Below are 26,207 nucleotides of genomic sequence, written 5' to 3' on the forward strand. Positions count from 1 at the left end.
CCACCGCAGGTGCCGGTCATGATCGGACCGGCAGGGTGAGGTCGACGTGCCGGGTGCGGTGACGCTCGGTCGTCGCGAGCCGCAGGACACCGCCGGAGAGGTGGCCGTGGCCGTCGTACAGGCCGTCCCAGCGGGTGATGCGCCCGGTGAGGGCGGCAGCGGCACGGGGCCAGTCGCCGAGGACGACCAGTGTGCTGCCGCTGGTCCGCAGCCGGGCGAGCAGGCGGGAGACCTCACCGCCGGAGAGGTGCTCCGGTGCTGTCGCGACGACCAGTGCGGTGACCTCGACCAAGGAGGCGACCACGGAGGTCCAGTCGTCGGGGGAGACCTGGGGGACCAAGGCCAGCCGGTCGAGCCGGACACCCCATTCGGCTGCCGCCTCGATGCCCAGATCGGGGAGTCCGACGACACCGCACCACGAGCCGGCCAGGGACGGGCCGGCGAGCAGGGCGAGTGCGGCGCTCATGGAGCCCTGCAGGGTGTAGACCGCGCCGGCGCGCAGCCCACGGGGGAACAACTCGGTGAGGGCGGGATGCACCGGAACGCTGCCGGCGGCAGATGTCTGCTCATGGCGCTGCAGCAGCTCGTGCAACTCGGCGACCCGCGTTGCGGTGGTGGCGGTCATGCATTCCATGATCGAACACGTGTTCGACAAAGTCAATCGGGTGCACGCCGTCGGACGCGGTGCCCGGCAACACCGGATGGACAGCCATAATCGCCTGGTGATCGCTTCTGCCGCCTGGCGCACCCTGGCACGTGGTCCGGTCGAGCTGTTGTATGCCGAGGCGGGCTCCGGCGATCATCCGGTCGTCCTGTTGCACGGCCTGGCCGGCACGGCGCAGGAGTGGTCGGCCACCCTACGCGGACTTGCCGACACCCATCGGGTGGTCGCCCTCGAGCAGCGTGGGCACGGTCATTCGACGCGCCGACCGCAGGATGTCACCCGGGCGGCATACGTGGCGGACGTGGTGGCGTTGATCGAGCGCCTCGGCAGCGGTCCGGTCACGCTCGTCGGGCAGTCGATGGGCGGCCACACCGCGAGGCTCGTCGCGGCCGAGAACCCTTCGCTGGTCAGCAGATTGGTGATGGTCGAAGCTGGGGTGGGCGGCGGGGGAGATGCCGCGACCGCGCCGGTCGAGCAGTGGCTGCGCAGTTGGCCGGCGCACTTCCCGGACCGTGACGCGTTCATCGACTTCTTCGGCGGTACGCCGGACGCGGGCGAGGCGTGGGCGGACGGCCTGCAGTTCGATGCCGGCGGCCTGGTCGCCTCCTGGGACGTCGACGTGCTGGTCGAGGCGCTGCGCGCGGTCCACGTGCTGCCGCGGTGGCGGGCCTGGGAGTCCGTGGAGGTGCCGACGCATCTGGTGGTCGGCGAGCGTAGCGCCATACCCGCCGAGGAGGTGGAGCGGATGCGCGCCAGCCGGGACGTGGGAAGCACGACCATCGCCGGGGCCGGGCACGACGTGCACCTGGACCGGCCGCACGCGTGGCTCCAGGCGGTGCACGGCATCCTGGACGCGCACGAGCCGGTCACCGAAGATCGATGACCGGCTCGCGGCGGGGCGCCCATGGGCACCGGCGGGTTCAGCCGGCAGTGTTCTCGGTACTGGCAGCGGGACGCTGGGCCAGGTCCTCGTCGAGACGCAGCAGGCCCGGTCCGTCGTTGTTGATCAGCTTGATGCGGCCCACGATCTCGTCGACCGTCGCCTCCTCCTCGATCTGCTCACCGAGGAACCACATCAGCAGCGGTCGTGAGTCGAGGTCGCCGTCCTTCTCGGTCGCGGCGTAGAGGTTGCGGATCGAGGCGGAGACCTTCTGCTCGTGGAACAGCGCTGCCTCGAAGACATCGAGCACGGACTTCGCCTTGACCTTCGGCGCTTCGATCGCGCCGATGACCGGGTGGTTGGAGCGGTCGCTCAGGTGGTCGATGAACTTGTTCGCGTGGACGATCTCCTCGTCCGCCTGGTGTCGCAACCAGGCGGCGATGCCCGGGAGGTTCTGATCCTCCATCTCGATCGCCAGCTGGCGGTAGACCATCGAGGACTCGAACTCCAGCGTGATCTGGGCGTTGAACTTCTTCTCAAGGGAGGCGCTCATCTTCATGTGCCACAGCGTAGGTGGCAATGTGGCGCGCGACCAGCCGAGTGTGGCGACCATACTCGGGTTTGCCTCACCCGACGAAGGATTCGCGGATCCTTTCAGTCCTCGTGAACCAGGGCCCGGTAGTCCGGATGGCGGTCGATCCACGCCTTGATGAAGGGACACTCCGGGACCACCGAGCGTTCGCCCCGGGCCTTCACCTCGTCCAGTGCATGACGCGCGATCGCCGAACCCACACCCTTGCCCTCGAACTTCGGGTCGACCTCGGTGTGCACGAAGGTGATCCGTCCTTCGGAGAGCCGATAGACCGCGAAGCCGGCGACCACACCGCCGATGCGTGCTTCGTAGCGGCTCTGGTCGGGGTTGTCGCACACCGTGATGTCGTCGCTCATGACTCCATCTTGGACCCGGTGGCCGTCTCTCGTCATACGACTGCGCTCGCGGTGTCGGTGGTGGCGCCTAGCGTGCCGAGCACCGGGGAAGACCCGCAGACGCAGAGGTGATGCGATGAGCGATGTGGCGACGTGGCTGCTCGAGGGAGATCCTTCGATCCGCTGGCAGGTGCTGCGCGACCTGACCGACGCGCCGCCAGGGGAGGTGTCGGCCGCGCGAGCGCTGGTCGCGCGGACGGGACACGGCAGCAGGCTGCTCGACCTGTATGCCGACGGCGCGTGGGCCGGTGGCGCCTGCTTCCCGGGTGCGGACTGGCGGCCACCGGACGGCCCGGTCGGAGACCCGCAGGGGCAGCCGTGGACCGCCACCCTGCCGACCTTGCGGCTGTTGCACACCTTCGGTGTCGATCCGGCCGATCCGGTGGTGGTCCATGCCGTCGACGGTGTGCGCGAGGGGTGCCGCTGGGAGTACGACGGCTCGGCGTTCTTCGACGGTGAGGTCGAGCCGTGCATCAACGGAGGCACCGTCTCGGTCGGCGCCTACTTCGGCCAGGACGTCGACGGGATCGTGCAGCGGTTGCTGGGTGAACAGCTCGAGGACGGTGGCTGGAACTGCGAGGCGGAGAACGGCTCGACGCGCTCGTCGTTCCACACCACGATCTGCGTGCTGGAGGGTCTGCTCGACCACGAGCACGCCGGTGGCGGGCCCGAGGTGGCGCAGGCCCGGCGGCGCGGGGAGGAGTACCTGTTGCAGCGCAACCTGTTCCGCCGGGCCAGCACCGGCCAGATCGCCGACGCGGACTGGCTGCGGTTCTCCTTCCCGCCGCAGTGGCACTACGACGTGCTGCGTGGTCTGGACTACTTCCGTGCCGCGGGCGGTGCGCCGGACCCGCGGCTGGCCGAGGCCGTCGCGCACCTTCGCTCCAAGCAGCAGGCGGACGGTCGTTGGCTGCAGGAGAACACCCATCCCGGCCTCGTCCACTTCGAGGTCGAGGAGGGCGACGGCCGGCCGAGCCGGTGGAACACGTTGCGTGCCCTGCGGGTGCTGCGGTGGTATGACGGCGCGACTGCCTGAGCATCGCGCCCTATGCCTCACTCCGGCGGCAGCACCGACTGCTGGCTCGGCAACTGGTCCTGCCGGACCAGTCCGACGGGGCAGGTCATCCCGTTGGGTCCGTGATTGCAGTAGCCGGCGGGGTTCTTGTGCAGGTACTGCTGGTGGTAGTCCTCGGCATAGTAGAAGGGGCCGGCCTCGGTAGCGGAGCGGATCTCGGTGCTGATCTCCCCGAAACCGTTGTCGTGCAACACCTGCTGGAAGGCGTCGCGCGTGGCGATCGCGGCCTGCTCCTGCTCCGGAGTGGTCCAGTAGATCGCCGACCGGTACTGCGTGCCGATGTCGTTGCCCTGCCGGTTCGCGGTGGTGGAGTCGTGGTTCTCCCAGAACGCCTTGAGCAGCAGCTCCGGGGTGGTGCTGGCCGGGTCGTAGGCCCCCCGCACCGCTTCGGTGTGCCCGGTGCGGCCGGTACACGTCTCCTCGTAGGTCGGATTCGGGGTGAAGCCGCCCATGTAGCCGGCCGCGGTCGTGACCACTCCGGGCTGCTGCCAGAAGATGCGCTCGGTGCCCCAGAAGCAGCCCATGGCGACATACAGCACCTGCGTGCCCTCCGGCCACGGACCGCCGAGGGCGGTGCCGAGCACTTCGTGCTGCTCCGGTATGCCGGGCAGTTGCGCCTGGCGACCCGGCAGTGCGTCGCCGGGGGACACCATCGTGGTCTTACGGCCGAAGAGGAAGCTCATGCACTGCACAACGAACGGGGCGGCCGAAGCCTTCCCCGGCGGTCAGCAGTTTTTGTAGCCCGTCTTGGCGCGCTTCTGCGCCGCGGTCTGCTGGTAGGTGCAGGTGGCGATCTTGGTGCGGCCCTTCATCAGGTATGCCGTGTCGGTCGTGTTGTTCCACACCATCGAACGCATGCCCCAGTAGAGGTTGGTCGAGGTGTTGCGGCCCTTGCCGGAGTGCACGGTCACCGTCTTGCCGGCGCCGAGCCGGAACGTCGTGGGGAACCGGTAGACGTGGTAATTCTTCCGGTCGTGGATCAGGTAGCCGTTCAGGCTGATCGTCTTGCGGGTGACGTTCTTGACCTGAATGTATTCGCGGTTCAGCCGGGTCGTTGTGGAGGGCGTGTCCGATCCGGGCTGGTCGGCGTAGAAGCGGGCGAACTTCAGGGTGGGCGCGGCGTTCGCCGGCGCGGCGAGGGACAACGTCATGCCGGCGGCGACGCAGGTGGCGGCCAGCACGTGGGGGAGACGGCGCATGCGGAGATCTTTCGGCGAGAAGGGCGCTACGGCGTACTCGCCGGGTAAGGGAATGGTAAGGAAGGTCTCAGCGGACGTCCAGCTGATCCGGGGAGACCGCGCCGGAGTCGGGGAAATGTGGTGGCGTCCGGGCTGCTGCCCCGCGCAGGATCGCCACCATGCGCATCACGACCGTCGACGCCCGATCCGACGAACCGCACGAGGCCGGCCGCTTCGCCGAATTCGTGGCGGTCCAGGCCGCGTCGATGGCGGCACTGCACGCCGGCCCCAGCACCGCCTGGACGACCGAGGAACTGCGCGCGATGCGGCGCACGCGCACCGACTTCGCGTATGCCGACCGGCTGGCGCAGGTCGGTGACACGGCGGTAGGCATGCTGGCGGTCGCCCTGCCGCAGCAGGACAACACCGAGGCCGCACTGATCATGCTGCATGTGCTGCCGCAGCACCGCCGTCGCGGGGTCGGCAGCGCCCTCCTCGCCGAAGCCGAGCACATCGCGCGGCGGCACGGACGGAGCATCCTGCAGGCGTCCACGGAGTATGACGCGGGCGCCGCGGATGTGGGCGAGGCCTTCGCCCGGCAGCACGGGTTCGCGCTCGCACAGACCGTCGTCGCCAGCGATGTCGTCACCGGGAGGCTGGTCGGCTTCACCCGCATCACCGTGTCGACCACGGACCCCGATATCGGTTATCAGTCCGACACGCTCGTCCTGCGCGAAGCGCGCGGCCACCGACTCGGGCTGCGGATGAAGGCGACGGCTGCACTGGCGTTCATGCAGGAGTCGCCTGCGACGCGACGCCTTCTCACCTGGAATGCCGACGACAACCTGCCGATGCTCGCGGTCAACCGGCGCCTCGGATTCGTCGGGGACGGCATACAACGCGAATGGGAACGCCGGCTGCCGGACGTGCGATGAACCGGAAGCGCGGCGCTCGGTAGCCTTTCCTGCGTGCTGACCGTGCAAGACGCCCTCATCCGCCTCCAGAAATTCTGGACCGACCGCGGCTGCATGATCGTGCAGCCCAACAACACCGAGGTCGGAGCGGGCACCATGAACCCCGCCACCTTGATGCGGGTGCTCGGTCCGGAGCCGTGGCGCGTCGCGTACGTCGAGCCGTCCGTGCGCCCCGACGACAGCCGGTATGGCGAAAACCCCAACCGCCTGCAGACGCACACGCAGTTCCAGGTCATCCTCAAGCCGGAGCCGGGCAACCCGCAGGAGCTCTATCTGGAGTCGCTCGAGGCGCTGGACATCGACATCCACGCCCACGACATCCGGTTCGTCGAGGACAACTGGGCGCAGCCGGCGATCGGCGCCTGGGGCCTCGGCTGGGAGGTCTGGCTGGACGGCATGGAGATCACCCAGTTCACCTACTTCCAGCAGGTGGGCGGCCAGACCCTCGACCCGATCCCGGTGGAACTCACCTACGGCATCGAGCGCATCATGATGGCGCAGCAAGGGGTTTCGCACTTCAAGGACATGCAGTACGCCCCTGGCATCACGTATGGCGAGGCCTTCGGTCAGCAGGAGTACGAGATGTCCCGCTACTACCTGGACGACGCGGACGTCGCGGTCAACCAGGACTTCTTCGACCACTACGTCGCCGAGGCGCAGCGGATGATCGAGCAGCGGCTGCCCGTGCCGGCATACACCTATGTGCTGAAGTCGTCGCACGCGTTCAACGTGCTCGACGCCCGCGGTGCGATCTCCACGACCGAACGCGCCAAGGCATTCTCGACGATGCGCGGCCTGGCGCGGGACGTCTCCGCATTGTGGATCGAACGACGTCAGGAGCTGGACTTCCCGCTGCTCAAGGCCGACGCTCCGAAGGTGCTGGCCGGCGCCGCGGTGCAGCACCCCGCGGATGACCCGGAGGACGTCGACCTTGCTGCCCTGCCGGCCGAGGACCAGACGCTCGCGGTCGAGATCGGCGTCGAGGAGTTGCCGCCGCACGTCGTCGACCAGGCGATCGACTTCGTGCGCAGCTCGCTGACCGAGCGGCTGGATGGCAGCCGACTGACCCACGGCGCGATCGAGGTCGTCGGCACTCCGCGGCGAATCGTGGCGACCGTGGCCTCGTTGGCGGCCCAGGAGCCCGATGCGGAGTCCTTGCGCAAGGGCCCGAAGGTTGCCGCCGCGTATGACGAGAACGGCGAACCCACCAGGGCCGCACAGGGATTCGCGCGCGGTCAGCACGTCGACGTGGCCGCCCTCGTCCGCGCGGAGTTCGATGGTGCCGAGCATGTCGCGGTGCAGGTGACCGAAACCGGGCGTGACGTGCTGACGGTGGCCGGCGAGATCATCGGTGACATCGTCGAGGCGCTGCGCGCCGACAAGAACATGCGCTGGTGCGACCCGCAGCTGTCCTACAGCCGCCCGATCCGGTGGGTCGTGGCACTGTGGGGCGACACGGTCGTGCCGGTGCAGGCGTCGCAGCTCACCTCGGGCCGCACCACCTATGTGCACCGCACCGACGCCACTCCGCTGGTCCGGGTGCCCGCTGCGGACCGGTTGCGCGACGTGCTCGAGACGCACGGACTGGTCGTCGACCCGGCGGCGCGCCGCCAGCAGGTCATCGACCAGTCGCGCGCGCTCGCCGAATCCGTCGATGGAGCGGTCGATTTCGAGGGTGAGTCGGCGCTCGTCGACGAAATCACCAACCTCGTCGAGGAGCCGCACGCGATCCTCGGCACGTACGGCGAGAAGTATCTCGCGCTGCCCGAACAGATCCTCACCACCGTGATGCGCAAGCACCAGCGTTATCTGCCGGTGCGTGGTGCCGACGGGACGCTGTTGCCGTACTTCGTCACCGTCGCCAACGGTGACTGCGACGACGACCTGGTGCGCATCGGCAACGAGACCGTCTTGCGTGCCCGCTACGAGGATGCCGCGTTCTTCTACGACGCCGACCGGAAGGTGTCGCTCGCCGATCTGCGTGACGGCATCGGCAAGCTGACCTTCGAGAACCGGCTCGGGTCGATGGCCGACCGCGCAGACCGGATCAACGACGTGGCGCGCGAGATCGCTTCCACTGTGCAGCTTTCCGGGGACGAGCTGCAGACCCTCGAACGTGCCGGTGAGCTCGCGAAGTTCGACCTGTCCTCGCAGATGGTGATCGAGCTGTCGTCGCTGGCCGGCTTCATGGCGCGCGAATACGCCGTCAAGGCGGGCGAGACCCCGCAGGTCGCACAGGCGCTCTGGGAGATGGAGCTGCCGCGTGCGGCCGGCGACGACCTGCCCGAGTCGGTGCCCGGCGCGGTGTTGGCGCTCGCCGACCGGTTCGACCTGTTGGCGGCGATGTTCGCCATCGGCGCCAAGCCGTCCGGTTCTTCCGACCCCTTCGCACTGCGTCGCGCTGCCCTCGGACTGGTGTCGATCCTGCGGGAGCATCGCGAGCTCGGCGGGGTGACGATCGAGGCCGGCCTGGCCGCTGCGGCCGCACGGCTCCGACAGCAGGGCATCGAGGTTTCGGATGAATCTCTGGCAGCTGCAAAGGATTTCATCGTCGGTCGATTCGCGCAGCAGTTGCGCGACGAAGGTGTCCCGATCGGTCTGGTAGTGACCGTCACGCCGTTGGCATCGGCACCCGGCGTCGCGGCACAGGCGCTCGCGGACATCGAGACCGCCCGCGCCGACGACCGTTTCCCGGCGCTGGTCGAGGCCGTGCAGCGCATCACTCGCATCGTGCCGGCCGGCACCGCGGCGTCATACGATCGGGCGCTGTTGGCGTCCGACGCCGAGAAGGCGCTCGTCGGGTATGTCGACGAGCTGCCCGATCACGCGAATGACGCTCTGCCGCAGTGGATCCCGGATGCGCTACCGCTCGTCGCACCGTTGACCAAGTACTTCGACGACGTGATGCTCATGGCGGACGACGAGCAGCTGCGCGCCGCGCGACTGGGGTTGGTGCAGACCGTCGTCGAGCGTGCCCCGCGCGGCATCGACTGGCGGGAACTCAATTCGGCCCTGTGAGACGCACGCTGATCGAGTAGGTCCGAGCGACCGCGAGGGCCGTATCGAGATCGAGTGCGTGCCTGGTCTTGATACGCTCCTCCGCTATTCGACCGACGTGGTCGGGACCGTAGACTCGCGCGCATGACAGGTTTCTCCACTCGCGCCATCCACGCCGGGCAGGAGCCCGACCCCCGCACCGGGGCGGTCGTGCCCGCGATCTACCAGACCTCGACGTACAAGCAGGACGGCGTCGGCGGTCTGCGAGAGGGCTTCGAATACTCGCGCTCGGGCAACCCGACCCGCTCCGCGCTCGAGGAGTGCATCGCCGCATTGGAGGGCGGGTCAAAGGGATTCGCCTTCTCCTCCGGTCTCGCCGCGGAGGACTGTGTCATGCGCGCGATCCTGCGGCCGGGCGACCACATGATCATCCCCACTGATGCCTACGGCGGCACCTTCCGGCTCGTCGACAAGGTGCAGAAGGTCTGGGGTGTCGACTACAGCCTGGCGAAGGTGTCGCAGGCTGACGCCATACGCGGCGAGATCCGGCCCGGCGTCACCAAGCTGATCTGGCTCGAGACGCCGACCAATCCGCTGCTCGGAGTCGCTGATATTGCGGCCATCGCGCAGATCGCGCACGAGGCGGGTGCGCTGCTCGTCGTGGACAATACTTTCGCATCGGCCTACCTGCAGCAGCCGATCAGCCTCGGCGCAGACATCGTGGTCCACTCCACGACGAAGTACTCCGGAGGGCACAGCGACGTCGTGGGCGGAGCGGTCGTCGTCGCGGAAAACGTTGGCGTTGCTGAGTTAGCGGACGCTGCTGAGCGGGTTGGCTTCCATCAGAACTCCATGGGCGCGATCGCCGGCCCCTTCGACTCGTGGCTGGTGCTGCGCGGTCTCAAGACGCTGGCCGTCCGGATGGAGCGGCACTGCGACAACGCCGAGAAGGTCGTGGAGTTCCTGCGCGGCCGCAACGATGTCACGCACATCTACTACCCGGGTCTGGACAGCCACCCCGGCCACGACATCGCCGCGAAGCAGATGCGTCGCTTCGGCGGCATGGTCAGCTTCCAGCTGGCGGGCGGTGAACAGCATGCGGTCGACGCGATCGGCCGCACGAAGATCTGGACGCTCGGCGAATCGCTCGGGGGCGTCGAGTCGCTCATCGAGCACCCCGGACGTATGACGCACGCCAGTGTCGCCGGCACCGAGCTCGAGGTCCCGGCAGACCTCATCCGGCTCTCCGTCGGTCTGGAGGACCCCGACGACCTGATCACCGACCTGCACCAGGCACTCGACGGCTGAGTCTTTGCTCGACTCCTCGCGAGACTGAATGGGCTGCGCCCCGAAACAGTTGGCTGCGCCTCCCCCTCAGTCTCGGTCGTCGTCTCGCGGGCGCCGGCTCGTCGTAGGCGGGGATGGTCCGCTCCTCCGGACCGGTGCCGATGTCTGCCCTGGGGAGGGTTTGGCACGGGTATGCCGGCCGGGGGCGTGCCGATGTCTGCCCTGGGGAGGGTTTGGTACGCGTGTCGGGGCCAGGGGCGTGCCGATGTCTGCCCTGGGGAGGGTTTGGTACGGGTATGCCGGCCGGGGCGTGCCGATGTCTGCCCTGGGGAGAGTTTGGTACGGGTATGCCGGCCTGGGCGTGCCGATGTCTGCCCTGGGGAGGGTTTGGTACGGGTATGCCGGCCTGGGCGTGCCGATGTCTGCCCTGGGGAGGGTTTGGTACGCGTGTCGGGGCCGGGGGCGTGCCGATGTCTGCCCTGGGGAGGGTTTGGTACGGGCGCGACATACAAACAGCATTGACGCGACTCCACACGCGATATATCGTCAATCCGGAACTCACGATATGTCGCGAAAAATGACAGGGCCGATGTCAGTGGCCCGTGAGACGGTAGAACGGCAGCTGGACAAGGGAGACGGAGATGACCGACGCGGTCACAGCCGAGGGGCTGATCAAGCACTACAAGGATGTGAAAGCCGTCGATGGCGTCAGCCTGCGAGTGCCGGAAGGCAGTGTGCTCGGAGTGCTCGGGCCCAACGGCGCAGGCAAGACCACGACAGTGCGGATGCTCACCACGCTGATCCGTCCCGACGCCGGGTCGGCGACGGTGGCGGGCGCCGACGTGTTGCGCGATCCGCAGGCGGTCCGACGCCAGATCGGAGTGTCGGGACAATACGCGGCCGTCGACGAGTACCTCACCGGCCGGGAGAACCTCGAGATGATCGGCCGGCTCTACCACCTCACGCCCAAGGAGGCGAAGACCCGGGCCATCGAGCTGCTGCAGCAGTTCCGGCTCGATGACGCAGCGGGCCGGCCGGCGAAGACCTACTCCGGCGGCATGCGCCGGCGACTCGACCTGGCCGGTGCACTCGTCGCCCGGCCGCCGGTGATCTTCCTCGACGAGCCGACCACCGGCCTGGACCCGCGCAGCCGCGGCGACATGTGGGAGGTGATCAACGACCTGGTCGGTCACGGCACCTCGGTGCTGCTGACGACCCAATACCTCGAGGAGGCCGACCGCCTGGCCGACAACATCGTCGTCATCGACCACGGGCGGATCATCGCCGAGGGCACTGCCGACGAGCTGAAGGCACAAGTGGGCGGCGAACGCCTCGAGGTCACGGTCGCCGACCCGGCTCGGCTGGCCGAGGCGGCAGACATCATGGGCGTGGTCGGCTCGGCAGCTGTCGAGCGCGACGAGCACACCCGCCGACTGATCGTGCCGGTGACCGGCGGCACCCAATCGCTGTTGCAGGCGGTCCGCGCCTTCGATGAGGAGTCGATCACGGTGCAGGACATCGGCATCCGTCGGCCGACGCTCGACGATGCGTTCCTCAGCCTCACCGGACACAAGGCCGAGGCTGACGCCGATGCGGAGCTCGAGCTGGTGGGGGAGTCGGCATGAGAAGCACGCCACGACGTTCCTTGCCTGCCTCGCTCCTGCTGATACGTGGCGGTGATTTCGCATGAACGCGCCCCTCAGCAGCGCCGAGACGACGGTGCCAGCAGCGGTCACGGCCCCGCAGCAACCCAGGACCGGGAGCCTGATCGGTGACGGGTTGACCGTCGCCAAGCGCAATCTCATCAAGATCCGGCGGGTGCCCGACCTGCTGATCTTCACCACGCTCCAGCCGATCATGTTCGTGCTGCTCTTCGGCTACGTGTTCGGGTCGCTCGCGGGGTCGGGTGCGTCGGTGCAGGCCGGTTATCGAGAGTTCATGATGGCCGGCATCTTCACCCAGACCATCATCTTCGGGGCGACCATCACCGGCTACATGATGGCTGAGGACATGCAGAAGGGCGTCATCGACCGATTCCGCACCCTGCCCATGCATCCGAGTGCCGTGTTGCTCGGTCGCACACTCACCGACGTCGTCAACAACGTGGTCGTGCTGGTGGTCATGTCGGCGACCGGTCTGGTCATCGGTTGGCGGGTCCACAACGGACCCGTGCACGCCCTGTGGGCCTACCTGTTGATGCTGTTCTTCGCCTACGCGTTGTCCTGGGTGTTCGCCTACGTCGGTCTGCGGGTTCGTTCACCCGAAGTGGTCAACAACGCCTCGTTCATGATCATCTTCCCGGTCACGTTCATCGCCAACACCTTCGTGCCGTCGCAGAACATGCCGTCGGTGCTGAAGACGATCGCCGGCTGGAACCCCGTCTCGACGATCACGCAGTCGGCTCGGGAAAACTTCGGCAACCTCTACGCGATGCAGGCGCCGGGACAGTCCCATGCGCAGATCGACCAGCAGACGGCATACACCTGGGCACTGCAGCACCCGGATCTCTACACGCTGATCTGGGCGGTCGTGCTGCTGGCGATCTTCCTGCCGTTCGCGACGTCCGCCTACAAGAAGGCCGTCGCCAAGTAGGTTCCGCGGTCGGGGGACCGGGGCTGAACGCCGGAGGGTCACCCAGCCGAACCTCCGGCATACAGGAGAAGGGGCGCGCGCGGCGGGTTGCCGCGTGCGCCCCTTCGCCCGTGTCGATGTCAGCCGGTGTATGCCGTCGCTTCGAGCACCTTCACCACGATGGTCTTGCCGTTGGGCGCCTCGTACGACACGTTGTCGCCGACCTTGGCGCCATTGATGGCGCTGCCCAGCGGCGACTTCTCGCTGTAGACGTCCATATCGGAGTCGCCGGCGATCTCGCGGCTGCCCAGCAGGAACTTCTCCTTGTCGCCGAACATCTCGACGGTGACGACCATGCCCGGGCTGACGACACCCTCGGTGGCGGAGGACTGGCCGACGACCGCGTTGCGCAACAGTTCCTCGAGCTGGCGGATGCGGGCCTCCATCTTGCCCTGCTCCTCCTTGGCGGCGTGATAGCCGCCGTTCTCCTTCAGGTCGCCCTCCTCGCGAGCTTCCTCGATCTTGGCCGCGATGTCGGTGCGCCCTTCGCCGGAGAGATGGTCCAGCTCGGCCTTCAGACGGTCGTAGGCCTCCTGGGTCAGGAAGCTGGCCGATGCGTCAGCGGTGCTCACGATTACTCTCCTTAGGTCGTCGGACCTGGTCAAACAATTGGTCGAACACGTTGGTCGACCACGTTGGTCGAACAGTGGGTCAAACAATGAGGTCCGGGGCCGCTCCGGTGCTTCGCCGGATGCTGGTCCCAGACCTTGGGTATAGCTGTCAACCATAGCACCGGGCAGGTGCGGACCCGAATCGATCCGGAAACCCGCGGCGCGGCTCAGCGGTATGCGCAGTGGTCGACGAATCCGGTGACCGCCTTGGCGACCGTCGGAATCTGTCGGGTGTACTCGGTGGTGGTGTAGTCGCTGGCCGGGAGGTCGACGGTGATCACCCCGACGCGACCATGGCTGATGTCCTGGGCCTCCAGCGTGCAGCTGACCGGTTTGCCGTCCTGATTGGTGACGTAGAACGTCACCTGCACCTTGCGGTCGTTGACCACCTGGAACGGCCCGTTGTCCCAGCTGACCCCGCGGGTCGCCGAGATGCCCCACCAGATCGCGCCGGCCGTCATGATCAGCACGCCGATGGTGCCGATGATCCACCACTTGCGTTGCTCGGGTGGAATTCGGGGGACGGCCATGAAGTGAGACAATAGGTCGCGAAGATCGGCGGTTCGTCGTCGCCCCCGCACCGGACAGGCAACGGACCGTTTCCCGAGCATGGGACACCATGGACAACGAGGAGTGCAGCACGTGACTGAGGCCCTGCGCCTGATGGCAGTTCACGCCCACCCTGACGACGAATCCAGCAAGGGGTCGGCCACGATGGCCCGCTACGTCGACGAAGGTCACCCCGTGCTCGTGGTGACCTGCACCGGCGGCGAGCGGGGCGACATCCTCAACCCGCGGCTGCAGGGCAACGCGGACATCGCCCGCGACCTGCCCGAGGTGCGGCGCGCCGAGATGGCCAAGGCCCGGGAGATCCTCGGGGTCCGGCAGACCTGGCTGGGGTTCGTGGATTCCGGGCTGCCCGAAGGCGATCCGCTGCCGCCGCTACCGGAGGGGTGCTTCGCGCTGGAGCCGCTGGAGGTCACGACCGAGGCACTGGTGCGGGAGATCCGCGCGTTCCGCCCGCACGTCGTCACCACGTATGACGAGAACGGCGGCTACCCCCACCCCGACCACATCATGACCCACGACGTGACCATGGCCGCCTTCGAAGCGGCCGCCGACCCGGACGCGTTCCCGCACGCGGGCGCGCCGTGGCAGCCGTTGAAGCTCTATTACGACCGCGGCTTCTCCAAGGCCAAGATGATCGCGTTCCACGAGGCGCTGCTCGACGAGGGACGCGAGTCGCCATACGCCGAATGGCTCAAGCACCGCGAGGACCGGCCCGAGGGTCGCGTCACCACGCGGGTGGAGTGCTCGAAATACTTCCCGGTGCGTGAGCAGGCCCTGTTGGCCCATGCCACTCAGATCGACCCGGACGGCACGTTCTTCGCGCTGTCACCGGCCGATCAGGCACGAGTCTGGCCGACCGAGGAGTTCGACCTGGTGCGGTCGTGGGTGCCGCTGGCCGCGGGTGAGGATGATCTGTTCGCCGGGCTGCCGGCCGATGTCGCGGCCGCCGATGCGATGGCGACCGGAGACCTCGGCGCACCGGTGATCGACGACGTGCAGCAACGAGTGACACAGGAGGCCAGCCATGGGTGACGGCGGCAACGAGAGCGTGGCGGTGACCGCGGGCATCTGGGGTTTCATCGTGCTGTTCGGGCTGGCGATCGCGTGCTGGCTGCTGTTTCGCAGCATGAACAACCACCTGCGCAAGACCCAATGGCAGGAGGAGCAGGAGCATCCGGTCCGGCAACGAATCCCCCTCGCCCCGCGCTCGGCCACCCGCGCCGCGCAGCACCGGGCCGAGCAGTCGCGCCCGCCCGCCGACGGCGAGTCAGCGCCACCGGACCAGCCGCACCAGGAGAACTGAACGGCGCCGCCTCACCGCACGACCGGCCGCAGCAGGACGCACCGGTGTCGACGGGCGTCAGTGTGCGTGACCGTAGATCGCCAGGGACGCGGCGACGTAGTGGGAGATGAACGCCACCACGGTGAACGAGTGGAAGATCTCGTGGAAGCCGAACCACTTCGGTGACGGGTCCGGCTTCTTGGTGCCGTAGACGACGGCGCCCAGCGTGTAGAGCGCGCCACCGACCGCGATCAACGTGATGACGGCGGGGCCGCCGGAACGCATCAGCGGGCCGAAATAGAAGATGGCGACCCAGCCCAGCGCGACGTAGATCGGCGTGTAGAGCCAGCGCGGGGCGCCGACCCAGAAGACGCGGAACAACACGCCGAGTCCGGCACCGCCCCACACCAGCAACAGCAGACTGACGGCGTCGCGGCCGTGCAGCAGGGTCAACGCGAACGGCGTGTAGGTACCCGCGATGATCAGGAAGATGTTGGAGTGGTCCATCCGCTTCAGCATCTACTCGACGCGCGGACTCCACTTGCCCCGGTGATAGAAGGCCGACGTGCCGAACAACAGTGCTGCGGTGACAGCGAAGACCGCCGCTCCGATCCGCCCACGTGCCGTCGGCGCCAGGCACACCAGCACGATGCCCGCCGCGACGGCCAAAGGCGTCATACCGGCGTGCAGCCAGCCGCGCAGCTTCGGCTTGACAGCGCGGATGAGCTCCGCTGCGTCGTGCTGCAGGTGGCGCGCAGCCGAGGGGGTCGACGGGTTCATACACCCAGCGTAGTGGCCGGATCCGGTGCCGATCGACCGTGCTGAGTCGATGTGACCGACGCCTCGGCATACTCTGGTGGTCTGCACGCCCGACGACGAGGAAGGTGGGGGCCGGCCGATGCGCATGAGCGATCTGCTCTATCTCGCATATGAGCGACACGTGCGCAAGTCCCTCCCCGAGCAGAACCTCCCGCGGCACGTCGGTGTGATGCTGGACGGCAACCGGCGCTGGGCGAAGGCCCGCGGTGCGGCCACCAAGGACGGTCATCAGGCGGGCGCGGACAACATCAAGCCCCTGTTGGACTGGTGTGAGGAGGCCGGCGTCGAGGTCGTGACGCTCTGGCTGCTGTCCACCGACAACCTCAACCGCTCGCAGGCCGAACTCACGCCGCTGCTCGGCATCATCGAGGGCGCCGTGGAGGGACTGGCCGCCGAGCAGCGCTGGCGACTGCACCCGGTAGGTGCGTTGGATTTGTTGCCGGACTCCACGGCCCAGGTGCTCAAGCACGCCGCTGACTCCACCGCCGGGGTCGACGGGATGATCGTCAACGTCGCGGTCGGGTATGGCGGCCGCCGCGAGATCGCCGACGCGGTGCGGGCGATGCTCCAGGAGCACGCCGCCCGCGGCACCTCCCTGGAGGAGCTGGCCGAGACCCTCGACGTGGAGCACATCGCCGAACACCTCTACACCAAGGGTCAGCCCGACCCCGATCTGGTGATCCGCACCTCGGGCGAGCAGCGGCTGGGTGGTTTCCTGCTGTGGCAGAGCGCGCACTCGGAGTTCTACTTCTGCGAGGCCTACTGGCCCGATTTCCGCAAGGTCGACTTCCTCCGCGCCCTGCGTGCGTATGCCGTCCGCGACCGTCGTCTCGGCAAGTAGCCGCCGCCGCAGGGCGGCCCTGCGGCCCGCTGAGCCGGGGTGGCGTCAGCCGAAATGGGCCGTGATCTGTTGCGAGGCGCCGTCGACGGTGACGTTTCCGCCATACGGCAGGAGCAGCTGGGGACTGGTGTGCCCGAAGTCGACGTCAAGTGCCACGACGAGGTCGGGGTTGTACTCCGCGACAGCACGCAGCACGCAGTCGCGGTGCTCGGACCGCAACTGCGACGCCGCCTGCTCGGTGACCGGGTGCTCGTGATCGCTGACCGGCGGCCGCCCCCACAACAGCGCGCTCGCTGCACCGAGCAGGCCGCGCTCGCCGATGGTGCGCAGCAGCCGATAGTTCTGCTCGGGTGTGGGCAGTTCCTCGTGCGGTTCGAACAGCAGCACCGCGCCTGCGTAATCGGCGACCGGGCGCATCCACCGGTTCGTCGCCAGGGTCCACTCGACGATCTCCAAACACCCGCCCCAGGTCGGTCCGGTGACGCTGCGCTGCGGGCCGCTCCAGGTCCATGGTTCGGCCGGGATGTCGGGTGCCGCATCGGTGAGCGCGCGCGGATCGTCCCAGCGGATGCCGACGTCGCGGGTGCGGTCCGGTGGGGTCAGCACGATGTCGCCGCCGAAGAGGGCGACGCGTAGCGAGTCCAGGTGCAGTCGGTCCGGGACCGGACCGAGGTGCACCTGCGTCGACCCGCCGTGGATGCCGGCGATGCCGTGGAACCACAGGAAGTTCAACACGTTGGTGTTGTCGCTGTAGCCGAGGAACCGCTTCGGATGCGACCGGATGAGGTCGGCGTCGAGGTGCTTGAGCACGGTCAGCTGGTCTTCGCCGCCGATGGTGGCCAGCACCGCCTTGATCTGTGGGTCGCCGAACGCCGCGTTGATGTCCGCAGCCCGATCGGCCGCGCCGGCATCGCGCCGGGTGGTCGGAAACTCGACGGGTTCCAGGTCGAAGTCGTCGCGCAGCCGCTGCAACGCCCGCTCGTGGACGGCGGGGAAATGCGCGGGCGCAGCCCAGCTCGGCGACAGCACCGCCACTCGGTCGCCGGGGTCGAGGGGAGCGGGCAGCACGGGGCGGGTCATGCCCGCAGTCCAGCAGTGCGGGACGGGCGACGGCAATCGAGTTTCCGTCGACCATGCCGATCGCGGTGTATGGCGCGCGATCGGCATACTCCCGGATCGGCGCCGAGCTTCCACTATGCCCATCGCGGTGTATGACGCGCGATAGGCATACTCCCGGCGTTTGTCGGGGGCAGTTGTGGCACTCGTGGCATCTGTGGTGAATGTGACAGGTGTGGCCCAAGTTGCCGCTGATGTGGCAGGCGGAACGGCCACGGAATTTGCCGTGAACGGGGCGGCGTGTCGTTGGCATGGAACGCCGGTTTTCAGGAAGTGTCGGCGGTGACGCAGCTGCGATCCCCGCACTGCGTTCGGGAGGCCCAGATGGAGCGATCTTCGCTCCGGACGAAGGGCCGGCACCGGCCCCTCGGGGCGCGGTCCCGGCACTTGGTCCGAGAGTAGGTCACACGGCGACACATGCCGCGTGACAGGAGGAGATCGTCATGGCTACCAGCTCCCAGCCCTCCCCTTCGGCGTCCACCGACAGGTCCAGCGGCACGTCCACCTCCACGTCCACCTCCAGCGGCGTCCGCACCTACGTGCTCGACACGTCGGTGTTGCTGTCCGACCCGCGGGCGATGACCCGCTTCGCCGAGCACGAGGTCGTGCTGCCGGTGGTCGTCGTGACGGAGTTGGAGGCCAAACGCCACCATCCCGAGCTCGGCTACTTCGCACGTTCGGCGTTGCGGCTGCTCGACGACCTGCGCGCCACGCACGGCCGGCTCGATGCGCCGGTGCCGATCGGAGACGGTGGCACCCTGCGGGTCGAGTTGAACCACACCGATCCCCAGTCGCTGCCGAGCGGATTCCGGCTGGGGGACAACGACACCCGGATCCTGGCGGTGGCCCGCAACCTGGCCAACGAGGGTCACGACGTGACCGTCGTCAGCAAGGACATGCCGATGCGGGTCAAGGCCTCCGCGGTCGGGTTGTCCGCGGAGGAATACCGCGCCGAGCTCGCCGTGGACTCGGGCTGGACCGGCACCACCGAACTCGATGTCGCGCCGGAGATCCTCGACCGGCTGTATGACGAGGGCCGGGCCGAGATCCCGGCGGCCGCCGACCTGCCGACCAACACCGGCGTGGTGATGCTCGGTGCCGGCAGCAGCAGCGCACTCGGCCGGGTGATGGCGGACAAGTCGGTGCGGCTGGTCCGCGGCGACCGCGACGCCTTCGGGCTGCACGGCCGGTCCGCCGAACAACGCATCGCACTGGACCTGTTGCTCGACCCGGACGTCGGCATCGTCAGCCTCGGCGGCCGGGCCGGCACCGGCAAGTCGGCGCTCGCACTGTGCGCGGGCCTGGAAGCGGTGATGGAGCGCCGCCAGCACAGCAAAGTGATCGTCTTCCGTCCTTTGTATGCCGTCGGCGGCCAGGAACTGGGCTATCTGCCCGGCACCGAGAACGAGAAGATGGGCCCGTGGGCCCAGGCGGTCTTCGACACCCTGGGTGCCGTGGTCTCGCGTGAGGTGACCGAGGAAGTGATGGACCGCGGTCTGCTCGAGGTGCTGCCGTTGACCCACATCCGTGGCCGGTCGCTGCACGACGCCTTCGTCGTCGTGGACGAGGCGCAGTCGCTGGAGCGCGGCGTGCTGCTGACCGTGCTGTCCCGCATCGGCCAGAACTCCCGGATCGTGCTGACCCACGACGTGGCGCAGCGCGACAACCTGCGTGTCGGCCGGCACGACGGAGTCGCTGCCGTCATCGAGAAACTGAAGGGCCACCCGCTGTTCGGCCACGTCACCCTGCACCGCAGCGAACGCAGTCCGATCGCCGCTCTGGTGACCGATCTGCTGGAAGGACCGGAGAGCTGACGGCCCACGGCCGCAAGATCTTTTGACCCCGGATATCTCGTTTCGGTAACGCTCGGGCATACTTCGGGATAACGTACCTGCAGACGCGCTCGACATACGGCGCCCGCAAGGGCTTCGTGGGCCGGGTCCTCCACGTGAGGATCAGGCACCCTCGAGTGCGGCAGAGCGATGCGACAGGACCTCATGGTGCTGTCGCATCGCTGTGCCGGGACTCCTGCGGGCGCGTTCGTCATGTCTCCCCCGAAAGGCTGCTGCTTCATGTCTCGTCCCGTGGGACGTCACCGCGCCCGTCGCGACACAGGAATCGGCGCACTCCGCCGGCCGGCCGTTGCAGCAACAGCAGCGATCTCGACCGTCTCCCTCGCGGCAGCGGCCTACTCCACGGCGGCGACCGCCAGCGCCACGGCGACCGGCTCCGCGCAAGCTCACCTGGTGCTCGGCGTCCCCGCGGCCTCCACCGCACTGAACGCCGCGGATTCCGGCGTGGCCACGGATGCGCAGGCCCAACTCGCAGCCGCCCAGCAGGCCGTGAGCGCCCGCAAGAGCGCCGACGCGAAGTCGCGGTCCGCCGCCGCAGCACGCGCCGCCGCCGCCGACAAGTTGCAGAGCGCCGCGCGGGCCAGCGCACGCGCCGCCCAGCAGGCCGCCAGCGACAAGAAGGCGGCCGCGACGAAGGCCGCGAAGCAGAAGGCCGCAGCCAGCCGGGAGAAGGCGCAGACCTCGCGCGACACCACCCGGCCCCCGGCCGCGAGCTTCGGCGGCAGCCCCCAGGCGTATGCCGCCGCCATGTTGTCGTCCTACGGCTGGGACCAGGGACAGATGAGCTGCCTGGTCAGCCTGTGGAACCGCGAGTCGGGCTGGCGCGCGAACGCCACCAATCCCTCCTCGGGTGCCTACGGCATCCCGCAGTCCCTGCCCGGCTCGAAGATGGCCAGCGCCGGTGCCGACTGGCAGACCAACCCGGCGACGCAGATCCGCTGGGGGCTGGGGTACATCAAGGCGACCTACGGTTCGCCCTGCGGCGCCTGGGGTCACTCGCAGGCCACCGGCTGGTACTAGTCACCCCACGAATCGCCGACGGAACCGGACCTTCGGACAGATCCGACCGACGGGCTATTTTGGGCACCATGCTCCTGCACAAGCGATGGTTCGTGGCGGTCTACTGGGCCGTCGCGGTAGTGCTCATCGCGGTCGCGGGCGGGCTCGGCGCCACGTGGGGCGACAGTCAGGCACCGACCTTCGACAACAAGGACAAGGGCTCGGTCCCGGCGAACGGCGTCTCGCACCTGCTCTACCAGGTCTTCGGCGGCGTGCTGCTCGCGCTCGTGGTCGCCGCCGTCTTCGCGGGCGGCTGGCTCCTGCTGTGGGTGCGCACCCGGCGCGCCGAGGCACTCGACGACGCTGCGTATGACGAGGACGACGCCGACACCATGTCGGTCGACGACGTGGAGCACATGTTCGACGACGACGCGGACGAGGGCGCGGACGACAACGCGGACGACGGCGTGGAGGACAACGTCGAGGATCGGGCGGAGTTCTCGAAGCCGTCCGAGAAGCGCTGACGACGCGCGCGACCGGTCAGATCTTGCGCAGCCGGACCCGCGTCACGTTGTGACCGGAATCCTTGCGCAGCACCAAGGTCGCCCGGCTACGGGTCGGCGCGACGTTCTGCCGCAGGTTCGGCCCGTTGGTCGTCTCCCAGATCTGCCCGGCGCGTTCGACGGCCTGCTCGTCGGTCAGTGCGGCATACCGGTGGAAGTAAGCACCGGGATCGGCGAATGCGGTCTGCCGCCAGCGCAGGAAGCGCTCGACATACCACTGCTTGATGTGCTCCTCGCGCGCATCGACGTAGACCGAGAAGTCGAAGAAGTCCGACACGGCCAGCGTGCCGCGCTGGTCGGTGGTCAGGGCTGAGGGCTGCAGCACGTTGAGCCCCTCGACGATCAGCACGTCCGGTTGCTCGAGCACGATCTGCTCGCCCGGCACGATGTCGTAGGTCAGGTGTGAGTAGACCGGCGCGCTGACACGCGGCGCTCCGGACTTGACCTCGGTCAGGAAGCGGATGAGTTTGCGCCGGTCGTAGGACTCCGGGAAGCCCTTGCGCTGCAGCAGGTCTCGTCGCTCGAGCTCGGCATTCGGGAAGAGGAATCCATCGGTCGTCACCAGGTCGACCCGTGGCGTGCCCGGCCAGCGCGCCAGCAGTTCGCGCAGGATCCGGGCCGTGGTCGACTTGCCGACCGCCACCGACCCGGCGATGCCGATCACGAACGGTGTGCGCGCCGGCCGCTCGTCCAGGAAGTCGGTGGTGACCCGGTGCAGCCGGCCGGTGGCCGCCACATAGATGTTGAGCAGCCGGGACAGCGGCAGGTAGATGTCCTCCACCTCCGGCAGGTCCAGGCGGTCGCCGGTGCTGCGCAACCGGCGGACGTCCTCGGCCGTCAGGCTCATCGGATGGGAGTCACGCAACCCCGCCCAGGCGGCCCGGTCGAACTCGACGAAAGGGGAGCTGACAGGAGTGCGGCTGCGAGACACGCCCGCCATTGTCCACGAACCGTTCGCAGAGGGACCCGCAGCCCGGCCGCATCGCCGACGACGGGGCGGTTCCACCCGCGAAGCGCGCGATCAGGTTCAATTGGCGCCATGTGTGGAATCGTCGGGTATGTCGGCTCGCAGGTCAGCGATCGGGCGCAGGCCGTGGTCATGGAGGGTCTGGCGCGGTTGGAATACCGCGGCTACGACTCGGCCGGCATCGCACTGGTCGAGGATGACGCAATCGAGAGCCGCAAGCGGGCGGGCAAGCTCGCCAACCTGATCGGCGACATCGACCAGCACCCGTTGCAGTCCTCGCGCACCGCGATCGGCCACACCCGCTGGGCCACCCACGGCGGCCCCACCGACGCCAACGCACACCCGCACCTGGGCGGCCCGGACGGCAAACTGGCGCTCATCCACAACGGCATCATCGAGAACTTCCACGCACTGCGCACCGAATTGACCGAGGCCGGCGTCGACTTCGCCTCGGAGACCGACACCGAGGTGGTCGCCCACCTGCTCGCGCGCGCCTACGATGGTGACCTGACCGCCGCGATGCTGGCGGTGGTGGCCCGGCTGGAGGGTGCCTTCACGCTGCTCGCCATACACGCGGACCAGCCCGGTGTGGTGGTCGGTGCGCGACGCAACAGCCCGCTGGTGGTGGGCCTCGGCGACGGCGAGAACTTCCTGGGCTCCGACGTCGCCGCGTTCATCGGCTACACCCGCGAGGCGATGGAGCTGGAGCAGGACCAGATCGTCACCATCACGCCGGACGAGGTCCGCGTCATCGGTTTCGACGGTGAGCCGGCACGGGGCAAGACCTTCCACGTCGACTGGGACGCCGCGGCCGCCGAGAAGGGCGGTCACCAGTGGTTCATGGAGAAGGAGATCCACGAGCAGCCGCAGGCTGTCGCCGACACACTGCTGGGCCGCACCGACGAGACGGGTGCGCTGGTGCTCGACGAACTGCGCATCTCCGAGCAGCAGCTGCGCGACGTCGACCGGATCACCTTCGTCGCGTGCGGCACCGCGGCATACGCCGGCATGGTCGCCAAGTACGCGATCGAACACTGGACGCGCATCCCCGTCGAGGTGGCCCTGGCGCACGAGTTCCGCTATTGCGACCCGATCGTCGACGGGCGCACGCTGGTGGTGTCGATCAGCCAGTCGGGCGAGACGATGGACACCCTGATGGCGGTCAAGCACGCGCGTGACCTGGGTGCGCTGACGGTGTCCATCTGCAACACCCACGGCGCGACCATTCCGCGGGAGTCGGACGCTGTGCTCTACACGCACGCCGGACCGGAGATCGCCGTCGCCTCGACGAAGGGCTTCCTGGCCCAGATCACCGCCTGCTACCTGCTGGGGCTCTACCTGGCGCGGCTGCGCGGGCATTCGTATGCCGATGACGCGCGCGCGGTGCTCGCGGAGCTGCAGGAGGCGCCGGACCGCATCGCCGAGGTGCTGGAGAACCTGGACCGGGTCCGGGAGATCGCCCGCTTCATGGCGGACACCCGCTCGGTGCTCTTCCTCGGCCGGCACGTCGGCTTCCCGATCGCCCTCGAGGGCGCGCTCAAGCTCAAGGAGCTGGCCTACATCCACGCCGAGGGCTTCGCCGCCGGGGAGCTCAAGCACGGGCCGATCGCACTGATCGAGCCGGGACAGCCGGTCTTCATCGTGGTGCCCGGGCCGGACACGCCGCACGGCCTGCACGGCAAGGTCGTGTCAAACATCCAGGAGATCCGCGCCCGGGGTGCGCGCACCATCGTCATCGCCCAGGACGGCGACACCGCGGTCGAGCCGTTCGCCGACGAAGTGATCCGGGTCCCGCGCACGTCGCCGATGCTGCAGCCGCTGCTGACCGCGGTGCCGTTGCAGGTCTTCGCGATGGAGCTGGCCAACGCCAAGGGCCTGGACGTCGACCAGCCGCGCAACCTGGCCAAATCGGTGACGGTGGAATGAGCACCCCACGACGTTTCTCCTCCGCGTCGCACCCCCGAATCCCCGCCCTCTCCCTCGGCTGTTCGATCGGCCTGACACCGTGATCGTCGGCGTCGGCATCGACGTGGTGGACGTGGCGCGGTTCAGCGCCACGCTCGAGGCCACGCCACGGCTGACGGAGCGACTCTTCGCCGGGTCCGAACGTGATCTTCCGCCGCATTCGCTGGCCGGCCGTTTTGCGGCCAAGGAGGCCCTCGCCAAGGCGCTGGGCGCTCCGGTGGGACTTCACTGGACGGATGCGATCGTCGTCAAGGACGCCGTCGGCAAGCCGTCGTGGCAGCTCCAGGGGTCGGTCCGGGCACGGGCGGACGAGCTCGGCATACGCTCGTTGCACCTGTCCATCTCGCACGACGCGGGCATCGCGTCCGCGGTGGTGGTGGCCGAGAGCTGAGGAGTCCCATGATGCTTCGGGCGTATGACGTGCCCGCCGTCCGCGCTGCCGAGGACGCGGTGCGGGCGACACTGCCCGACGGTGAGCTGATGCAGCGTGCCGCGACCGGGCTTGCCCGGGTGGCCGCTGCGCGGCTGACCGAGGAGCACACCGGTCGGGTGGTGGTGCTCGCCGGCAGCGGGGACAACGGCGGCGATGCGCTGTATGCCGGGGCACAGCTGGCCGCGGACAACACGGAGGTCGTGGCGGTCCTGGTCGGCGCACACACGCACCAGCAGGCGCTGGCCGCGGCACGCGACGCCGGGTCGGGCGTGCTCGAATGGCGCACCGGCCAGGCGGCACCCGACATACGTGCGGCGCTGGCTGCGGCGGACCTGGTCATCGACGGCATCCTGGGTATCGGCGGCCGCCCCGGCCTGCCGGAGCATCTGCGCGACCTGCCCGACCTCATCGCCGACGATGCGCTCGTGCTGGCCGTCGACCTCCCGTCCGGAGCCGACCCCGCCGGCGAGGTCGGCAGCGACGCGATCTACGCCGACGAGACCGTCACCTTCAGCCTGGCCAAGCCGGTTCACCTCATGCCGGCGACCGAGCAGGCGAACGGGTTGCTCACGGTGCTCGACATCGGCGTTCCGGAGCCGGAAACCCCTGCGGTGCAACGGTTCTCGCACACCGACGTCGCCGGACTGTGGCCGGTGCCTGCCCCGGGCGACGACAAGTATTCGCGCGGCGTGCTCGGGGTGATCACCGGGGGAGAGCACTACACCGGCGCCGCGCTGATGTCGGTGACCGCAGCAGTCACGGCGGGTGTCGGGATGGTGCGGTATGTCGGTCCCGACGCGCCCACCGGCCTGCTGCGGCAGGCGGTGCCCGAGGCAGTGTTCGGTGTCGGCCGGGTGCAGGCGTGGCTGATCGGCTCCGGCATGGACCCCGACGACGCGTCCCAGGAGCAGCTGTCCGCCGCCCGCGACGCCCTCCACTCCGACCTGCCGGTGGTGCTCGACGCGGGCGGACTCGACCTGCTGGCCGGTCCGCGGCCGGCGCCGACCCTCCTCACCCCGCACGCCGGGGAACTGCTGCGGCTCGCCCGGCGGATCGGTCTCCGACGGTCCGATCTGCCGGCGGCCGCTCGGCCCGGGGCCGGTCAGCGGGACGCCGGCGGCGGTGAACTGTCGGCCGACGACGTGCACCGGGCACCGACCGTGGTGGCCCGAGCCGTCGCAGACCGCATGCGGTGCACCGTCCTGATCAAGGGCGCGGTGACCGCCGTGGTGCCGCCGACCGAGAGCGGGCTGCCCATCCACACCCAGGCCGACGGACCCGCCTGGCTGGCCACGGCCGGCAGCGGCGACGTGCTCGGCGGCGTGTGCGGCGCGCTGCTCGCCGCCGGCCTCGACCCGCTGCGCGCCGGCGCCCTCGCTGCGCTGGCGCACGGCGTGGCAGGCGACCGCGCCAACCCCGGCGGGCCGGTGCGCGCCATGGACATCGCGCACGAGGTCGGCCGCGCGGTCGCCCATCTGCTCCGCCTCCCCGGCTGAGCCACCCCACGAAGTTTCT

General features: G+C 68.8%; 25 protein-coding genes and 1 pseudogene. 16 read left to right on the forward strand and 10 right to left on the reverse strand.

The window, feature by feature from the left end:
- Nucleotides 1-16: 16 nt before the first annotated feature.
- Entirely contained in the window at nt 17-625 is a 609-nt protein-coding gene (locus ACTHL4_RS09140; RefSeq protein ID WP_440282442.1) for a hypothetical protein, read from the reverse strand.
- 19 nt (nt 626-644) lie between these two features.
- Between ACTHL4_RS09140 and ACTHL4_RS09145 the strand changes: the two genes are divergently transcribed.
- The gene (locus tag ACTHL4_RS09145; RefSeq protein WP_440282443.1) at nt 645-1,547 is read left to right on the forward strand and encodes an alpha/beta fold hydrolase; all 903 of its coding nucleotides are present in this window, start codon (nt 645-647) and stop codon (nt 1,545-1,547) included.
- A gap of 37 nt (nt 1,548-1,584) precedes the next feature.
- Here ACTHL4_RS09145 and ACTHL4_RS09150 read toward each other — a convergent pair whose 3' ends face one another.
- On the reverse strand, nt 1,585-2,103 hold the full coding sequence (locus tag ACTHL4_RS09150; protein WP_440282444.1) for a ferritin: 519 nt from the start codon (nt 2,101-2,103) through the stop codon (nt 1,585-1,587).
- Between the two features lie 95 nt (nt 2,104-2,198).
- Nucleotides 2,199-2,492 (reverse strand): GNAT family N-acetyltransferase, encoded by a 294-nt coding sequence (locus tag ACTHL4_RS09155; RefSeq protein ID WP_440282445.1) that lies wholly within the window; start codon nt 2,490-2,492, stop codon nt 2,199-2,201.
- A 115-nt stretch (nt 2,493-2,607) separates the two neighbouring features.
- Between ACTHL4_RS09155 and ACTHL4_RS09160 the strand changes: the two genes are divergently transcribed.
- Nucleotides 2,608-3,567: a hypothetical protein gene (locus ACTHL4_RS09160; RefSeq protein WP_440282446.1), complete on the forward strand. Its 960-nt coding sequence runs from the start codon at nt 2,608-2,610 to the stop codon at nt 3,565-3,567.
- A gap of 17 nt (nt 3,568-3,584) precedes the next feature.
- Here the strand turns inward: ACTHL4_RS09160 and msrA are convergent, their stop codons facing one another.
- Nucleotides 3,585-4,289 (reverse strand): peptide-methionine (S)-S-oxide reductase MsrA, encoded by a 705-nt coding sequence (gene msrA, locus ACTHL4_RS09165; protein ID WP_440282447.1) that lies wholly within the window; start codon nt 4,287-4,289, stop codon nt 3,585-3,587.
- A 42-nt stretch (nt 4,290-4,331) separates the two neighbouring features.
- Entirely contained in the window at nt 4,332-4,805 is a 474-nt protein-coding gene (locus ACTHL4_RS09170; RefSeq protein WP_440282448.1) for a lamin tail domain-containing protein, read from the reverse strand.
- A 158-nt stretch (nt 4,806-4,963) separates the two neighbouring features.
- On the opposite strand from ACTHL4_RS09170, the gene ACTHL4_RS09175 reads away from it, so the two are divergent.
- From ACTHL4_RS09175 to ACTHL4_RS09195, 5 genes are all read left to right on the forward strand, one after another.
- Nucleotides 4,964-5,719 (forward strand): GNAT family N-acetyltransferase, encoded by a 756-nt coding sequence (locus ACTHL4_RS09175; protein WP_440282449.1) that lies wholly within the window; start codon nt 4,964-4,966, stop codon nt 5,717-5,719.
- A gap of 33 nt (nt 5,720-5,752) precedes the next feature.
- Nucleotides 5,753-8,776, forward strand: a complete 3,024-nt coding sequence (locus ACTHL4_RS09180) for a glycine--tRNA ligase (RefSeq protein ID WP_440282450.1) — start codon at nt 5,753-5,755, stop codon at nt 8,774-8,776.
- A 123-nt stretch (nt 8,777-8,899) separates the two neighbouring features.
- Entirely contained in the window at nt 8,900-10,063 is a 1,164-nt protein-coding gene (locus tag ACTHL4_RS09185) for a cystathionine gamma-synthase (protein ID WP_440282451.1), read from the forward strand.
- A gap of 620 nt (nt 10,064-10,683) precedes the next feature.
- Entirely contained in the window at nt 10,684-11,667 is a 984-nt protein-coding gene (locus ACTHL4_RS09190) for an ATP-binding cassette domain-containing protein (protein ID WP_440282452.1), read from the forward strand.
- 61 nt (nt 11,668-11,728) lie between these two features.
- Nucleotides 11,729-12,634, forward strand: coding sequence for an ABC transporter permease (locus ACTHL4_RS09195; RefSeq protein ID WP_440282453.1), 906 nt, complete (start codon nt 11,729-11,731; stop codon nt 12,632-12,634).
- Nucleotides 12,635-12,753: 119 nt separating this feature from the next.
- Here ACTHL4_RS09195 and greA read toward each other — a convergent pair whose 3' ends face one another.
- Nucleotides 12,754-13,248: a transcription elongation factor GreA gene (gene greA, locus ACTHL4_RS09200; RefSeq protein ID WP_440282465.1), complete on the reverse strand. Its 495-nt coding sequence runs from the start codon at nt 13,246-13,248 to the stop codon at nt 12,754-12,756.
- Between the two features lie 203 nt (nt 13,249-13,451).
- Nucleotides 13,452-13,814: a DUF4307 domain-containing protein gene (locus ACTHL4_RS09205; protein ID WP_440282454.1), complete on the reverse strand. Its 363-nt coding sequence runs from the start codon at nt 13,812-13,814 to the stop codon at nt 13,452-13,454.
- A 112-nt stretch (nt 13,815-13,926) separates the two neighbouring features.
- On the opposite strand from ACTHL4_RS09205, the gene mca reads away from it, so the two are divergent.
- Both mca and ACTHL4_RS09215 read left to right on the forward strand, forming a co-directional pair.
- Entirely contained in the window at nt 13,927-14,886 is a 960-nt protein-coding gene (gene mca, locus ACTHL4_RS09210; protein WP_440282455.1) for a mycothiol conjugate amidase Mca, read from the forward strand.
- The gene (locus ACTHL4_RS09215) at nt 14,879-15,157 is read left to right on the forward strand and encodes a hypothetical protein (protein WP_440282456.1); all 279 of its coding nucleotides are present in this window, start codon (nt 14,879-14,881) and stop codon (nt 15,155-15,157) included. Before mca ends, ACTHL4_RS09215 begins: the two co-directional genes overlap by 8 nt.
- A gap of 57 nt (nt 15,158-15,214) precedes the next feature.
- On the opposite strand, the pseudogene trhA reads toward ACTHL4_RS09215, so the two are convergent.
- Nucleotides 15,215-15,916: pseudogene (gene trhA, locus ACTHL4_RS09220) on the reverse strand (PAQR family membrane homeostasis protein TrhA).
- Nucleotides 15,917-16,034: 118 nt separating this feature from the next.
- Here trhA and ACTHL4_RS09225 point away from each other — a divergent pair.
- Nucleotides 16,035-16,796, forward strand: coding sequence for an isoprenyl transferase (locus tag ACTHL4_RS09225; protein ID WP_440282457.1), 762 nt, complete (start codon nt 16,035-16,037; stop codon nt 16,794-16,796).
- Between the two features lie 45 nt (nt 16,797-16,841).
- Here ACTHL4_RS09225 and ACTHL4_RS09230 read toward each other — a convergent pair whose 3' ends face one another.
- Nucleotides 16,842-17,876 (reverse strand): LD-carboxypeptidase, encoded by a 1,035-nt coding sequence (locus ACTHL4_RS09230; protein WP_440282458.1) that lies wholly within the window; start codon nt 17,874-17,876, stop codon nt 16,842-16,844.
- Between the two features lie 614 nt (nt 17,877-18,490).
- Here ACTHL4_RS09230 and ACTHL4_RS09235 point away from each other — a divergent pair.
- From ACTHL4_RS09235 to ACTHL4_RS09245, 3 genes are all read left to right on the forward strand, one after another.
- Nucleotides 18,491-19,726, forward strand: coding sequence for a PhoH family protein (locus ACTHL4_RS09235; RefSeq protein ID WP_440282466.1), 1,236 nt, complete (start codon nt 18,491-18,493; stop codon nt 19,724-19,726).
- A gap of 258 nt (nt 19,727-19,984) precedes the next feature.
- Nucleotides 19,985-20,785, forward strand: a complete 801-nt coding sequence (locus tag ACTHL4_RS09240; RefSeq protein WP_440282459.1) for a hypothetical protein — start codon at nt 19,985-19,987, stop codon at nt 20,783-20,785.
- Nucleotides 20,786-20,853: 68 nt separating this feature from the next.
- Entirely contained in the window at nt 20,854-21,288 is a 435-nt protein-coding gene (locus tag ACTHL4_RS09245) for a hypothetical protein (RefSeq protein ID WP_440282460.1), read from the forward strand.
- 16 nt (nt 21,289-21,304) lie between these two features.
- Here ACTHL4_RS09245 and coaA read toward each other — a convergent pair whose 3' ends face one another.
- Nucleotides 21,305-22,267 carry a type I pantothenate kinase gene (gene coaA / locus ACTHL4_RS09250; protein ID WP_440282461.1) on the reverse strand — a complete coding sequence of 321 codons (963 nt, stop codon included), beginning with the start codon at nt 22,265-22,267 and terminating at the stop codon, nt 21,305-21,307.
- A 99-nt stretch (nt 22,268-22,366) separates the two neighbouring features.
- On the opposite strand from coaA, the gene glmS reads away from it, so the two are divergent.
- From glmS to ACTHL4_RS09265, 3 genes are all read left to right on the forward strand, one after another.
- Nucleotides 22,367-24,220 carry a glutamine--fructose-6-phosphate transaminase (isomerizing) gene (glmS, locus tag ACTHL4_RS09255; RefSeq protein ID WP_440282462.1) on the forward strand — a complete coding sequence of 618 codons (1,854 nt, stop codon included), beginning with the start codon at nt 22,367-22,369 and terminating at the stop codon, nt 24,218-24,220.
- A gap of 79 nt (nt 24,221-24,299) precedes the next feature.
- Nucleotides 24,300-24,650 (forward strand): holo-ACP synthase, encoded by a 351-nt coding sequence (locus ACTHL4_RS09260; RefSeq protein WP_440282463.1) that lies wholly within the window; start codon nt 24,300-24,302, stop codon nt 24,648-24,650.
- An 8-nt stretch (nt 24,651-24,658) separates the two neighbouring features.
- Nucleotides 24,659-26,188: a bifunctional ADP-dependent NAD(P)H-hydrate dehydratase/NAD(P)H-hydrate epimerase gene (locus ACTHL4_RS09265; RefSeq protein ID WP_440282464.1), complete on the forward strand. Its 1,530-nt coding sequence runs from the start codon at nt 24,659-24,661 to the stop codon at nt 26,186-26,188.
- Nucleotides 26,189-26,207: the final 19 nt, after the last annotated feature.

It is taken from the genome of Flexivirga sp., assembly GCF_051955415.1.
Lineage (GTDB): Bacteria > Actinomycetota > Actinomycetes > Actinomycetales > Dermatophilaceae > Flexivirga.

What these genes read in the sequence shown, in the direction of transcription:
- ACTHL4_RS09170 (WP_440282448.1), bottom strand. Translation starts at nt 4,805, where the DNA reads ATGCGCCGTCTCCCCCACGTGCTGGCCGCCACCTGCGTCGCCGCCGGC.
- ACTHL4_RS09230 (WP_440282458.1), bottom strand. Translation starts at nt 17,876, where the DNA reads ATGACCCGCCCCGTGCTGCCCGCTCCCCTCGACCCCGGCGACCGAGTG.
- ACTHL4_RS09160 (WP_440282446.1), top strand. Translation starts at nt 2,608, where the DNA reads ATGAGCGATGTGGCGACGTGGCTGCTCGAGGGAGATCCTTCGATCCGC.
- ACTHL4_RS09190 (WP_440282452.1), top strand. Translation starts at nt 10,684, where the DNA reads ATGACCGACGCGGTCACAGCCGAGGGGCTGATCAAGCACTACAAGGAT.
- ACTHL4_RS09265 (WP_440282464.1), top strand. Translation starts at nt 24,659, where the DNA reads ATGATGCTTCGGGCGTATGACGTGCCCGCCGTCCGCGCTGCCGAGGAC.
- ACTHL4_RS09195 (WP_440282453.1), top strand. Translation starts at nt 11,729, where the DNA reads ATGAACGCGCCCCTCAGCAGCGCCGAGACGACGGTGCCAGCAGCGGTC.
- ACTHL4_RS09185 (WP_440282451.1), top strand. Translation starts at nt 8,900, where the DNA reads ATGACAGGTTTCTCCACTCGCGCCATCCACGCCGGGCAGGAGCCCGAC.
- ACTHL4_RS09140 (WP_440282442.1), bottom strand. Translation starts at nt 625, where the DNA reads ATGACCGCCACCACCGCAACGCGGGTCGCCGAGTTGCACGAGCTGCTG.
- ACTHL4_RS09225 (WP_440282457.1), top strand. Translation starts at nt 16,035, where the DNA reads ATGCGCATGAGCGATCTGCTCTATCTCGCATATGAGCGACACGTGCGC.
- msrA (WP_440282447.1), bottom strand. Translation starts at nt 4,289, where the DNA reads ATGAGCTTCCTCTTCGGCCGTAAGACCACGATGGTGTCCCCCGGCGAC.
- coaA (WP_440282461.1), bottom strand. Translation starts at nt 22,267, where the DNA reads ATGGCGGGCGTGTCTCGCAGCCGCACTCCTGTCAGCTCCCCTTTCGTC.
- ACTHL4_RS09245 (WP_440282460.1), top strand. Translation starts at nt 20,854, where the DNA reads ATGCTCCTGCACAAGCGATGGTTCGTGGCGGTCTACTGGGCCGTCGCG.
- ACTHL4_RS09240 (WP_440282459.1), top strand. Translation starts at nt 19,985, where the DNA reads ATGTCTCGTCCCGTGGGACGTCACCGCGCCCGTCGCGACACAGGAATC.
- ACTHL4_RS09175 (WP_440282449.1), top strand. Translation starts at nt 4,964, where the DNA reads ATGCGCATCACGACCGTCGACGCCCGATCCGACGAACCGCACGAGGCC.
- ACTHL4_RS09235 (WP_440282466.1), top strand. Translation starts at nt 18,491, where the DNA reads ATGACCCGCTTCGCCGAGCACGAGGTCGTGCTGCCGGTGGTCGTCGTG.
- ACTHL4_RS09155 (WP_440282445.1), bottom strand. Translation starts at nt 2,492, where the DNA reads ATGAGCGACGACATCACGGTGTGCGACAACCCCGACCAGAGCCGCTAC.
- ACTHL4_RS09205 (WP_440282454.1), bottom strand. Translation starts at nt 13,814, where the DNA reads ATGGCCGTCCCCCGAATTCCACCCGAGCAACGCAAGTGGTGGATCATC.
- ACTHL4_RS09215 (WP_440282456.1), top strand. Translation starts at nt 14,879, where the DNA reads ATGGGTGACGGCGGCAACGAGAGCGTGGCGGTGACCGCGGGCATCTGG.
- glmS (WP_440282462.1), top strand. Translation starts at nt 22,367, where the DNA reads ATGTGTGGAATCGTCGGGTATGTCGGCTCGCAGGTCAGCGATCGGGCG.
- ACTHL4_RS09150 (WP_440282444.1), bottom strand. Translation starts at nt 2,103, where the DNA reads ATGAAGATGAGCGCCTCCCTTGAGAAGAAGTTCAACGCCCAGATCACG.